Here is a 12,282-nt window from a genome sequence, read left to right as displayed (position 1 = left end):
GATGGACTATCGTGAATTGGCCGTCGCTGGAGCCTGGGAAATCACACCGAAGCAATTCGGCGACGATCGGGGTGTGTTCCTTGAGTGGTTCAAAGAGGTCACCTTCACCGAGTCAACCGGCCGGGGACTCGATTTCGCACAGGCCAATTGCTCGATATCGGCGGCGGGCGTTCTGCGCGGGATCCATTACGCGGATGATCCGCCCGGACAAGCGAAGTACGTGACGTGCGTGTCGGGGTCGGTGCTCGACGTCGTCGTCGACCTCCGTGTCGGTTCGCCGACGTTCGGGCAGTGGGACTCGGTGCTCCTTGACACCGAAGATCGTCGTGCCATCTTCCTGCCCGAGGGGTTGGGCCATGGATTCCTGGCATTGGAGGACAATTCGACGGTGGTGTACCTGTGCTCGACCGCTTACAACCCCCTACGTGAACACGAGATCCACCCTCTGGATCCGGACATAGGCATCGATTGGCCCACCGTCGCGCCGGACGGTAGTCGACTCGAATACGAGCTTTCGGTCAAAGACATGGCCGCCCCCACCGTTGCCGAGGCACTCAAAGCGGAACGGCTACCGAGATTCCAATAAGGATCAATCTACTTCACGGCAGGGGTGAAGTCTCGAGTTAACAGATCGATGAACGCAAAGGAATGGGGTGGAAGCACTGATGACGAAACCAGAATTAACTCCAGGTAGGATAGCTTCCCTGTCAAATACGAGGAGCATGCAGTTGTTCTGGTTGGCAGTGTTATTTGTTGCTTTGGCTGTCGGGTCCTTGGCCACGATCGCCCCCCTTGCCCTCATCCTGGCAGTATTGGCTGCCGTCGTGGGCGTGACACTCGCTTACCGCCCTAGACTAATTATTCCGACAACCCTGGTGTTGGCGTGTATAGCATTGCCAGCCAACTTGCCATTGAGCTTCGGATTCTCGGGATTTACATTTCCAGCTTATGAAGTCACGCTGGTTCTTTCATTCGTTGTTGCACTAGGCGTCGGTATCAACAACTATGTGAAGCGAAACGTCGCGTTGCTTATCGTATGGGTGGCACTAGGGTGTGGGACCGCCTTCATGATGGCGGCGTCAATTCTAGACATTATCGGCGATGTGCGGAACCCTCTACAAATGATCATGGCATTCGCGATAGCTGCAACGTTTATCAATACGCCGATCGCCGCCCAGTGCGCAACGGTTACCAAGTGGGTTCTCTGGGCGTCTGCGATTATAACGCTCAGCGCGTCAGCGACAGGAACAGTTCTCGCAGGAAGATCAGAAGTCGCTTCGCTGGGAGGAGCTGACGCGGAGGCCACGAGGTATCTAACTGCGGCTACATTTCCCGCCCTCGCGACGTTGTGCATCTGCATTTCGATGGCTTTAATCGGGTCTGTGTCTATACGCTCGACCCTCGCGTGGACAGTGCCGGCGGTCCTGATTCTGCTCATGTCGTTCTCGCGAAACCATATCCTCGGTATCGCAGTCACCATATTAGTTAGTTTGGTCGCGTTGAGAAGCGCTCACGTCGTGATCCAGGCGGGCGTCCGAACAGCCTATACACTCATAGGTTTGGCGCTTCTCGTCATGGCGGTAGCGAGTCCCCTCTTCGAGGATATACCCGGGATGCGATGGGTGGACGCACAAGTTGACAGCTATTCCTCTCGCGTTATCGAGGGCGTGTCATCTGACGCTCTGCGGTCTGACCCGTCTGCGCTATATCGTGAACGCGAAAATGACGAATTGATGAGCTCGATCGGACAGAATCCAATTGCTGGACATGGGTTCGGATACGCGTACCAGCAGCCGACGGGCGAACGAGGTAGCTGGACATACGAAAAGGCTCCGTTTTACGCGCACAACTTTTACCTTTGGGCGCTTGTCAAGACAGGGATTCTCGGGCTAGCAATATTTCTGTTGGGCATCGTTACACAGCTAGTTCGCGCGATCGTCAGACCGTTCAATCCGACGGCCACTGCGATGTCGGCAAGCGCACTCGGATTCCTCGCGATTTGCTTTGTTGCACCAATGCCTTTAGGTTCGCCGACAGCGGCCATATTGGGGGCGATGAGCGGGGCTGTATGCGGGCTATGGGCGGAGAATAGAGCCCGAATGAGATCCCACGAGAACGCTATCGGAGTCGGTGAGAATAGCAATGTTTAGTGGGCCAGCGAGCACACGTACTCTGGCTTGGCTGCTGCTCGGCCAGGTGCAAAGTAAAGATTTTTGCGCCGCGATCAACTCGAAAAATGCCGGTGTTGCTGTTAAACAAAGAGCGCTCAGAGAATGGCAGGGTACCGCGCCATACTTCGAAAAAGGTCCGCGATGATCTCGCGACGAAAGTGTGTCCTTAAGATTGGTGGGTATCGACAATGATCGGAATCAAGTCACTTGGGCGTCGGCTGTGGCCAGGTGCCGGCCGCGACATCGTACTAAATTCGGTGATTGCTTCGACAATCGTCCCGCGACCAGTCCGTTGGCGATTGCTGCGGATGGTCGGATTTGACATCGAGTGTTCGGTGATCTCTCCGGATGTGTGGTTTGGCAGCCGGCGGGTGAGTGTGGGGCAGGGAACCTTCATAAATTACGGCTGCCGCTTCAATACGTCGGCGCATATCGCTATCGGACGAAAATGTGATATCGGTATGGACGTTCTATTTGTTACCAGCACGCACGAGTTGGGCGGTCCAGAACGACGGGCAGGAAGCGCATCAGCCAAGAAAATTATCGTTGGCGATGGTGTGTGGATCGGAGCGCGTGCGGTCTTACTGCCAGGCGTCACTGTAGGAAATGGATCGATCATTGGGGCGGGTGCCGTGGTGACGACCGATGTACCCAGAAACGTGATTGTAGGAGGAGTTCCGGCGACGTTGATTAAGGAACTCGGCGATGCAACCTGACCTGCAAGTGGATGCCGTTACGCGCGGTCCGAATTAGCGTGGCAGGTAAGGGTCGGTCGCGTGCGTTCATCGGGAACCAGAAGGATCGCGATGGACCGGCGGGGCTTGAACTTGAGACGAGTTGCGCGTGTTCGTCTAATTTGTCACGAGCGATGTAGGGGACGAGTTGAGAATGAATGCTACTAGAGTCTTGGTTCTTTGGGCTGACATGGAGTCCCCGAATCTAGGCGTGCGTGCACTGGCGGAAGGGGCGGAGGCCTTGGTCCGCAAGGTCTGGCCAAATGCTATTGTCGAGTTTCAGAACTTTGGTCGCGGTGCGGCACCGGTCGCCATCCGCGAACGTACGCTCCTGAAAGAGCAGTTCAATCGCAAATCGGAATTACGTGAGTGGGCGTCAGGTTACGACCTTGCCGTGGACATGCGTTGGGGGGACAGCTTCAGCGACATATATGGTTTACGCCGGTTGGCTGGAATGAGTGCACTAGCTCAGATCGTCACAAATTGTGGTGTTCCTCTGGTCATGGGTCCTCAAACGATCGGTCCATTTAAGACCAAGGCCGGCGAGTGGATAGCGCGCAGAGCATTGCAGGATGCTGCGGGAATTGCCACGCGTGACGATTTGAGCGCTCAGTGCAGTTCCGCACTCGGTGTGGGTGGTGCAGTAGTTGGGACTGACGTAGTATTTGCCATTCCTAAGCCACTCGCCACGCAGAGTAACGATATTGCGATGAACGTGTCGGGCCTCTTGTGGGAGCCCAATCCTCATGTTGATCACATGTTATACCGGTCCTCGGTCAAGTCGATTTGCGAAAGTCTTGTAGCGCAGGGCCGCCGAGTTACGCTATTTGCACACGTCTTAGACAGTGACAAAGCCGATAATGATGTACCGGCCATTAGGAGCGCAAAATCTTCCATCAGTGTTGAAGTCGACACATTCTTTCCGGGGTCCCTATCTGAACTTCGGGGCTTCGTGGCTGGATCTAACCTTGTGATCGGCGCGCGTATGCACGCGTGCCTTAACGCACTGTCTGTTGGTACTCCTGCGATTGCTATGGCATATTCAAGAAAATTCGAGCCGTTGCTCAGTAGAATTGGATGGCATCGCACGGTTGATCTCCGAGGCTCCGAGGCTGTTGATACGAAAACATTGGAACTGTTCGACCAATTGGCTTTGCTAAGCCAAGAAGTCGGCGAGATCAGCGATACTGTCCAAGGGTTGCTTTCTATTGCAGCGAACGAACTTGAGAGGAGTGCGGCAGAGTGGCGAAAGCGCTGAGGACCGAAGTCGAAAAGGTAGTCTCTAGGGGGAACTGCTCCGGGTGCGGACTTTGCGCTCAGCTCTCTCCAAATATATCCCTTGAGCTGAATAGCGATGGATATCTAAGGCCTGTCTGGACTGAGAGAGAAGGCCCGAGCGAAAGCTCAATTGCTAGTGCAGAATTTGTGAATTCCTGCCCTGGGAGTCTAGTGAAGGCACGTCCCGTCGGCGGCCTTGCTCGTCACCCGATTCTTGGGTCATTTGTTTCTATCTGGGAGGCATGGGCGGTCGATCCTGAAGTCAGATATGTCGGCAGTAGCGGAGGCACACTCACGGCCCTTGTCAGCTGGCTGCTGGAATCGGGCCAGTATGAGTCTAGTACCTCTGTGGCTGCATCTCAGATGGATCCACGTAAGTCGACCGCTCTCCAACTGACGACAAAGAGCGAAGCTCTTGCCGCAGCTGGATCTCGGTATGCTCCCGTTGGAGCAGCAGCGGTATGCAGCCTCTCAGGTCGTGAGGATTCGGTTGTTGTGGGAAAGCCGTGTGAGGCGTCGGCCGTTCGGCAGCTAACTGAACTAAGAGGGGGAGTGTCGGCCCCACTGATTCTTTCATTCTTCTGCGCCGGCACACCGAGTCAACATGCGACCGACGGATTGATATCTGACCTTGGCATCGGGGTTGAGGATAGGGTTACCACTCTGCGATATCGCGGCAATGGATGGCCTGGGGAGTTCTTTGTTCGTACTGAATCGGGGGCAACGGCGTCGGCGGCGTACAACGAGTCGTGGGGTAAGCACCTCGGCCCCACGACTCAGTGGCGATGTAAAATCTGTCCCGACGGAATTGGCGAAAGCGCCGATATTACGGCGGGGGACTTTTGGCATGCGGACGAGCGCGGATATCCGTCATTCGAAGAGAACGATGGAGTAAGTGTACTTATCGCTAGAACGGAGCGAGGAGATAGGCTAGTTCGGCGGGCGATTGCTGAGGGAATATTGGGCGCACGCCCGACCAACGTCAACGAAGTAGTTGCGGTCCAACCTCTTCAGGTGAAGCGCCGCGCAACACTAGCAGGCAGGACCACCGGCGCTTTTTTGGCTGGCAAGCGCCCCCCTCGCTTCAAAGGATTTCAACTGCTTCGTATTGCTCGAATTGCTCCGATCGCTTCGCTGAGGTCGGTTGTGGGGACGTTTCTCCGCGCACGTCGAACTGTGGAACCGCCGACCTGATAGCGCTACAAGACTCACGGAGAATACATTGGAGAGGCGTACATGAACGACATTGAGAGCGGGCGGCATTTGCTTTTTGCGTCCACAGGCGGGCACCTCGCGCAGTTAGTCAAGTGGTCGAAGGTCTTGGGAAGCGACGACGAATCCCTCTGGATAACATTCGATAACGCACAGAGCCGTTCTCTTTTGCACGGTAAAAACTGTCTCCTTGTTCCGTATATCCCGCCTCGCGGAATCCTGCAAGCTGGAAAAGCGCTCATCGAGATTCAGAATCGAATTGATTGGAGAACTGAAAGATTTTGCGCGGCGATCAGTACGGGTGCCGGCCTTGCTGTGCCGGGCTTAGCGATTGCCCGGTTGCATGGCGTCCCCTCTTACTACATCGAAAGCGTATCCCGTGTCGACGGCCCGTCGTTAAGCGGTAGGATCCTTTCAGCCCATCCCGGCATACAGATGTCATGTCAGCATCAATCTTGGGCAGGGCCCAGATGGAATTACCGAGGTACCGTCCTTGAGCAATACTTGCGAGTGGAGAAGGCTGAGGTGAAATCACCACGAATATTTGTGACGTTGGGCACTATACATCCGTACCGTTTCGACAGGCTTATCGACGCTGTTCTTGGGACGGGCCTAGCTGACGAGAGAACAATATGGCAAGTCGGCAGCACGGAACGATCCGATCTTCCGGGCGAGGTCCATTCTCAAATGGAGAGTTCCGAGTTTGACACTGCTGCACGCACGGCGGATCTGGTAGTCACCCATGCGGGTGTTGGGACGATTCTCAAATTGCTAGATATGGGAATTTATCCAGTCGTAGTTCCCAGGAGAAAGTCCTATCGGGAGCACGTAGATGATCACCAGCTGCAGATCGCCTCTGTTGTATCCAAGCAGGGGATAGGTTCTGTAGCCTCTCCCGATTCAATATCTTCAACACTCCTGTCGGAGAGCACAGGATATTCGATCCAGGATGAGCGTCCGGCGGATGTTCCTAGGTATGGGCATGAGTAAGTGGGTGCTCGGCTTCACCGGACAGTTCCTTGGGAAGGAGATCATTTCGTGACGACTGGTGTTGTCGTAAGTTGGGTGCGTCATCACGGCAGATCCGAAGGACTTGCTGATGCACTGGGCTATTCGTGCGTATTCATCCATGAGGAAAAGGGTACTCTGCTCTGGAGGTATCTTCGTCAAGCGCATATTACTTGGCGATTGATCCGCAAATCACAGTTCAGTCGAGTCATTGTGATGCTTCCCCCCTTTCCGGCGCTGATGGTAGTTATCCTGGCTGCCTCTAAGAACCAGTCAGTTGCGGCAGACCTCCATACTGGGTTTTTTTTAAATCCGAAGTGGCGTTGGGCCAGTGGCTTTACCCTTCGGATGCTCAGAGGACGATCCGCGATTGTTACCAATGCCCCCCTTGCTCGGAAGTGCGAGGAGCAAGGGGTTGAAGCTATCGTCCTACATGATGTTCTTGAAGATCGCAGTTCTGGCAGGGTGGGTTTCGAGAGCGCGCGCGAATCGGTGCCACCACAGATTGTTTGTCCGTTGGGCTATGCGAACGACGAGCCCATCGAAGAGTTAATTGAGGTATTTGGGTTGCTCCCCGAATATCGATTTGTCCTGACCGGAAATGCCCCTGCCTGGATCCGAGGGGCCGTGCCATCGAACGTTACCTTTCCTGGTTATCTCTCAGACGAAGTTTATTGGCGGCTGATAGGAGCGTGCGATGGAGTCGTAGCGCTGACTAATCGCGACCTTACGATGCAACGCGCTGGCTATGAGGCGCTAATGTGCAGGACTCCGCACATCACTTCGGATTTCACGATCTTACGAGACTTTTATGAAGACGCCGCCATCTATACTCGCTTAGATCCGGATTCAATCGTATCTTCACTTCGACAGGTGATTGACGATGGACCTGAGCTCAGGATGGCGGCTGCCCGGATATTGGTTCGACGCATAGAGGAACAGCATCGCACAGTAGTTGGACTCATCGGCACGGGTGATATACCGAATGCTGGTGGTTTACAGCATGGTGGCGCCGGTGCTTGACCGTCCAGCGGGGCTGGTCCTGACTCGCATTCTTGGGGCGGGGTTGGCCCTTCTTACATCGCCGCTGATCGCAAGAGCGATCGGTCCGGATGGCCGTGGGTTGACCGCTGCTGCGATTACTGTCCTGATGATGGTGCCCATCGCACTAGGTCTTGGGCTTCCATGGGCTGTGCGCCAACGGGCAGCGTATGAGGATGATGTCTACTCGGTGCTCCGAACCGCACGGATCGTTTCCTTCTTTACACTTGTGCCGGCTGTGTTGCTTGGCGGAGCCTTGGTGCTGACGTTGCTTGCGGATATGCCGGGCGGCGCAAAATGGTGGCTAGTAATTGGACTTGGACTAACACCGTTGGTTGTACAACGAAATTCGACTGTGAGCGCGTTGGTGGTCATACAGGACTTTCGTCGAATATCATTGGTTAATCTTTCGCAGCCAGTAGCATTCTTTATAATTATTGTTGCTCTTTGGTTATTTGGGCCCCTGACGGTTACGACCGTAGTCGGTGCCCAATCAGCGTCGTTGGCATTGGGATTCGCGACCACTGCATTCTTGTTGCCGGTATCGTGGAGGGGCGCTAGATTTCAGATGGATACCCTTGTGCGCGAGTCGGTATTGGCGTCAGGCGCGCAGATTTCAGAGATCGCGTCGTATCGGCTCAACCAACTTATACTCCTTCCAGTTATCGGAAGTGCAGGCCTTGGATACTACGCAGTCGCCATCAACGTTGCCCTCGCGCCTGCGCCGGTCGGGCAGGCGATTAGTTCTGCTGTGTTCACCGATATTGCAGAAGCGGAAGGAGATCATCGCAGGCAGAAGATTTTGGTGTCCCTGCAAGCAAGTTTCTATTTAGCGGTCATAATGGCGATGATTATAATTGCTCTGAGTCCGATGGTGATTCCTTTGGCTTTCGGCGATGACTTTAGTCCTGCAGTGCCAGCAACGATGATTCTCGCGGCTGGTTTAGTGTTCGTCATATGCAATTTCGTGTTAACTTCCTGCCTTGTAGCGAATGGTCGTTCGGGAGCTGCGAGCGTTGCCCAAATTGCAGGGTTCGTGAGCGGTGTTCTATTAGTGTTCGCACTTGGTATACCTTTCGAGCTTACAGGCGCGGCGATTGCATCCTCTGTTGGATTTCTTGTGACAGCGGCCTACTCGTCATGGGCTCTTTCCATCCGTCCTCTGGAGTGGGTTCCCCGTAAAAAATCTAGGAAGGCAGCCTTCCAGATATTATTTGCGCGGCGAAACTAAAGCGCTTGGCATGCAGTCAACGGCATTATTTACGGAGGTTCCGTTATGAATGGTAACGCCGCGATCAATATAGTGATCGTAAATTATTTCTCGACCGAGTTTATCTCCAGTCTTCTCGAAGACATCGATGTTCCCAGCTACGCGGGTGTGATACTGGTCGACAACTCTGCGGATTTGAATGAGTGGATAGCTCTCGCTGACTTGGCAAAACGAGTCGGTGCGAAGTGTTTGCGAATGGAAGAAAATTTGGGCTTCGGTGTTGGTGTTAACCGGGGCGTCGCTGAATTGGCCCCCGATCCGGACACTTGCGTGTGGATCCTAAATCCGGATACTCGTGTTCGGTCGGAAACTGCGATGGATCTTGCCGGCGCTCTCGATCGTTTTGGTGCAGATATTGCTTCCCCCTTGATCGTCACTGGCTCGAGTGATCGAGTGTGGTTCGGGGGAGGTGACCTCGATTTAAAGCGAGGCCGTACGGCTCATTGGTCGGGGGTGCCGACTGGCGTGACTGAGTGTGGGTTCATAACAGGAGCCGCAATGATGGTGCGGGCGAGTGCATGGGATCGTCTCGGTGGGTTCCGTGAAGATCTTTTCATGTACTGGGAAGACGCCGACCTTTGCATCAGGGCGCGTGAGCTGGGGATGAAGATGATTATAGACCCACAGGTCCGTATTTGGCATGCAGTAGGCGCTACGACTGCAGATTCGGGCAAAAGTGCTCTTTACTACTTTTATATGCAGCGCAATAGATTGATTGTGCTTGCCTCAACGTACGGAGTGCGGGACCTGTTTGGATGGGGAGCCGTTATGGAAGCTTGCCGGATTACGTTTCGCGCGGTTCGAGAAGGTGAGTCCAGGATTGAGAAAATTGAGGCGTCGACGCGCGGGTGCATCGTAGGAATGCGAATGCTGATCGAGGAGAAGCGCCGGAAGGGGAGCGTTGGAAGGCTTGTGCGCTCGCGGGATGGCCGAGGATAAGCCTAGCGTTCACATATCGGACCTTAGTGATCCGTGAAGTTTGATCGCTGGATCCTTCGAATGATACGTTGCATTTCTACGGGTTCCTTATTCCAGGGCTTCTCCTCGAGGAGCTGATTTCGTGCATCTTGGTTCAGGCGAGTCCCTATTTCCTTGGCAGGGTTTCCGGCAACGATTGTGAACGGCTCGACGTTCTTTGTCACTACTGATCCAGCACCTATAATGGCGCCAATTCCAATGCTTTGACATCCTGGAAGAATGGTCACGTTTGCGCCAATCCATACGTCATGGCCGATGTTGCACGAAAGGCGCTTGACATCGTCCTGTTCTGTTGCATAGCCAAGCCGAGGGTTGTACCAGAACGGGTGCATACTCGGAGAGTCAATCGGGTGAGCAGCCCCAAATCGACGAACATTCGGCCCGATTGAAACATATGCGCCGATCCGTGTCTGCTGATCAGCGTATCCTGGCTTCAACAGCGACCCATATGAATAGTATCCAACCTCTACTCCGTAGTACTGTCTTAGGACAGTTCGTAGGGTGGTGGAATATAGATCGCCACCCTCGAGTTTGCAGGCGAGCGTCAGAAATCTATTTCGTAGCGGTAGCTTTGGGTATATTGCCGCTACGATTGTGCCGAATCTGCTTTTTTTTGCACCGGTCAATTTCATTTCGCTCCGAACGTAGAAGTGCTTGGATGTAGCATGCATACAAGATCCGTCTTGCTTGAAAGGTCAAGGTTTGTTAGCGGCACCGTGGTGCATCGACTAAGACTGTGGCATCAGCGACGATCGGCTGTACAGGGATCGTAGGCGCGCCCGCCGATGCGGGTTCGGTCAGCTTGTATACAATTTCCGTTGTTTCCCCCTGCGGTATGGGAATCTGAACGTTAAAGAGTGGGTGCCCGCGCTCCTTGCTGTTGAATGCGAAGGAAGGTGCACCATTGACTGTCACTTGATTGAGCTTGGCCCCCTGGGTTGCAACGAGGCCAACGTCGGACAGGTTGGTGCCGAACGGGGCGCCCACGGGATTGTCAAACATCCCGGCCACGTACGTGGTGTAGTCGCCCTGCGGCAATGAATTCGTAAGGCGGACTGTGACTGTAGATTCGCGGGTGTCTCCGTCGCAAGACCCTGCGGTGTACTCGATTTCCCGCTCGAGGTAGTAGTCGAGCTTATTGCCCCCCAGGTTGTTGATCACCACACCCGCGTACGGGGCAGGGTCATCAGGGACGGTGTGTCCCAGCACAGTGCCGGCAAGGACTTCCTGTTCTTGAGGGACTGAACTCCACACCGCAAGCCGACCTTCGCTCGCAGCCCGCCCCAAGGCTTCGAGAAGTGCCTGAGGACGGGAAATGCTACCGGTCAGCTTCTCGACCACCGTCTTGGCGACCAACTCGAGATACGCCTTTCGGGCGGCCTGATCGTCACCAAAACGGGAATATGCGGTCGATTCGGTCAATTCCACCACGTTGTCTGCTGTGATCTTCTCGCCCGTCGGCAGCGTGACGTCGCCTACGACCTCGAGTACATAGCTCAACGCAACAGGGTCTGTCGCAATCGCGCCGTCCACGCGCTCGCCGGTTTCCTGCTGCCACATCGACTGCCAGATCTGCCCCGCGTAAGGAAAGTGTGAACTGACATTGCTGTTGCGGAAATCCTGGGTGGCGCGGCTGTGTCCGTATGCCTGTTTGAAGTCGGGTCCGAGATCGAGGGGTTCGTAGTCGAACTTCAACTCCCGGTTGCTGGCGACGTCATCAATGGTCACGGCACCATCGTTGGCTTGCGCGATGGCAAAGCCGCCAAGCAACCCGCCAGTCCCGCGCGCCTCCGCGTTGGTTTGGAACCCGATGAAATAACTGCGGGGACCGTCCGCGCCCAGCATCGCCGGCGCGATTTGCGCAGCCGTCGACGTATTGTTCAGCAGCCCAGACAATTCGGACACCTGACTCTGAAGGTCCAGGCGCGCGTCATCGATCAGGCCGAGGTAAGTGCTGTCGACTGCTTGGGCCTGCGCATCGAGGTCGGTGGCCGCGGCGGAAGTGGTCTCGAGCACCGGAGCGGCATCACGAAGAGCCGCGAGATTGATGCGCGCACCGCCGAGAATCAACTGATCTGGCGACACCGCACTGCCCGCGTCGACCGCGGGAAGCAACACATCGTGTGTGAGACCGCTCACAATTGTGGTCATTTGCCGGGTCGTGTCGAACGGGCTGCCCAACCATGGGACGGCACCGGCGACGCGCCACGGGAACGAATCGACCGACCCCTGCGCGTCCTGAGCGTAACGGTCGGCGTCGCCGGCCGCGCGCGTTGCTGTTTCTGTATCACCCGACAGCAACGCATCTTTGGCCTGCATTGCGAAGTCCTGCGCCTTCTCGAGGCTCGACTTCGCCTGGAGTCCTTCGTATCCGAGCCAGCCTACGAATCCGACCACCGCGAGAACGCCGACACCGCAGCCGATCTGCACGCGACGCCGCTTCTTGCGGCGTGCTGCAATCTCCTCGTCGGGCAGACGCCGGCGCACCTTGCGTCGACGCTGGCCTGACGAATCTGACTCACCGGTAACATTGTTCACGCGGCTTGTGCCCCCTTCGTGTTCTCCCGCCGAGACGATAACCGACTTCGAG

General features: G+C 55.4%; 11 protein-coding genes. 9 read left to right on the top strand and 2 right to left on the bottom strand.

From position 1 onward, the window contains the following. Window position 1: 1 nt before the first annotated feature. The 9 genes from rfbC (at window position 2) to ACSYG9_RS04580 (ending at window position 9,653) form a co-directional block, all read left to right on the top strand. Entirely contained in the window at window positions 2-586 is a 585-nt protein-coding gene (gene rfbC, locus ACSYG9_RS04620) for a dTDP-4-dehydrorhamnose 3,5-epimerase (protein WP_454841372.1), read from the top strand. 67 nt (window positions 587-653) lie between these two features. Next, window positions 654-2,150 (top strand): O-antigen ligase family protein, encoded by a 1,497-nt coding sequence (locus ACSYG9_RS04615; RefSeq protein WP_454841370.1) that lies wholly within the window; start codon window positions 654-656, stop codon window positions 2,148-2,150. 209 nt (window positions 2,151-2,359) lie between these two features. Then, window positions 2,360-2,887 (top strand): DapH/DapD/GlmU-related protein, encoded by a 528-nt coding sequence (locus ACSYG9_RS04610; RefSeq protein WP_454841368.1) that lies wholly within the window; start codon window positions 2,360-2,362, stop codon window positions 2,885-2,887. Window positions 2,888-3,116: 229 nt separating this feature from the next. Further along, on the top strand, window positions 3,117-4,163 hold the full coding sequence (locus tag ACSYG9_RS04605; RefSeq protein ID WP_454841366.1) for a polysaccharide pyruvyl transferase family protein: 1,047 nt from the start codon (window positions 3,117-3,119) through the stop codon (window positions 4,161-4,163). Then, window positions 4,148-5,377: a Coenzyme F420 hydrogenase/dehydrogenase, beta subunit C-terminal domain gene (locus tag ACSYG9_RS04600; RefSeq protein WP_454841364.1), complete on the top strand. Its 1,230-nt coding sequence runs from the start codon at window positions 4,148-4,150 to the stop codon at window positions 5,375-5,377. Before ACSYG9_RS04605 ends, ACSYG9_RS04600 begins: the two co-directional genes overlap by 16 nt. 42 nt (window positions 5,378-5,419) lie before the next feature. Continuing rightward, window positions 5,420-6,385, top strand: a complete 966-nt coding sequence (locus tag ACSYG9_RS04595; protein WP_454841362.1) for a glycosyltransferase — start codon at window positions 5,420-5,422, stop codon at window positions 6,383-6,385. A gap of 48 nt (window positions 6,386-6,433) precedes the next feature. Beyond that, window positions 6,434-7,426 carry a hypothetical protein gene (locus ACSYG9_RS04590; protein ID WP_454841360.1) on the top strand — a complete coding sequence of 331 codons (993 nt, stop codon included), beginning with the start codon at window positions 6,434-6,436 and terminating at the stop codon, window positions 7,424-7,426. Next, on the top strand, window positions 7,395-8,675 hold the full coding sequence (locus tag ACSYG9_RS04585) for an oligosaccharide flippase family protein (RefSeq protein WP_454841358.1): 1,281 nt from the start codon (window positions 7,395-7,397) through the stop codon (window positions 8,673-8,675). The genes ACSYG9_RS04590 and ACSYG9_RS04585 overlap by 32 nt, the downstream gene beginning before the upstream one ends. A 45-nt stretch (window positions 8,676-8,720) precedes the next feature. After that, a complete protein-coding gene (locus tag ACSYG9_RS04580; RefSeq protein WP_454841356.1) occupies window positions 8,721-9,653 on the top strand; it encodes a glycosyltransferase family 2 protein in 933 nt (310 codons plus the stop codon). Window positions 9,654-9,676: 23 nt separating this feature from the next. Here the strand turns inward: ACSYG9_RS04580 and ACSYG9_RS04575 are convergent, their stop codons facing one another. Together ACSYG9_RS04575 and ACSYG9_RS04570 are read right to left on the bottom strand one after the other, a co-directional pair. Then, complete coding sequence (locus tag ACSYG9_RS04575; RefSeq protein ID WP_454841354.1) at window positions 9,677-10,324, bottom strand: antibiotic acetyltransferase; 648 nt, start codon at window positions 10,322-10,324, stop codon at window positions 9,677-9,679. Window positions 10,325-10,397: 73 nt separating this feature from the next. Next, window positions 10,398-12,179: a DUF4012 domain-containing protein gene (locus tag ACSYG9_RS04570; protein WP_454842884.1), complete on the bottom strand. Its 1,782-nt coding sequence runs from the start codon at window positions 12,177-12,179 to the stop codon at window positions 10,398-10,400. Window positions 12,180-12,282 lie beyond the last annotated feature (103 nt).

The organism is Rhodococcus sp. SJ-2, assembly GCF_053750035.1.
The sequence above is the reverse complement of the archived record's forward strand: the minus strand, read 5'-3'. Positions and strand labels throughout refer to the sequence as shown.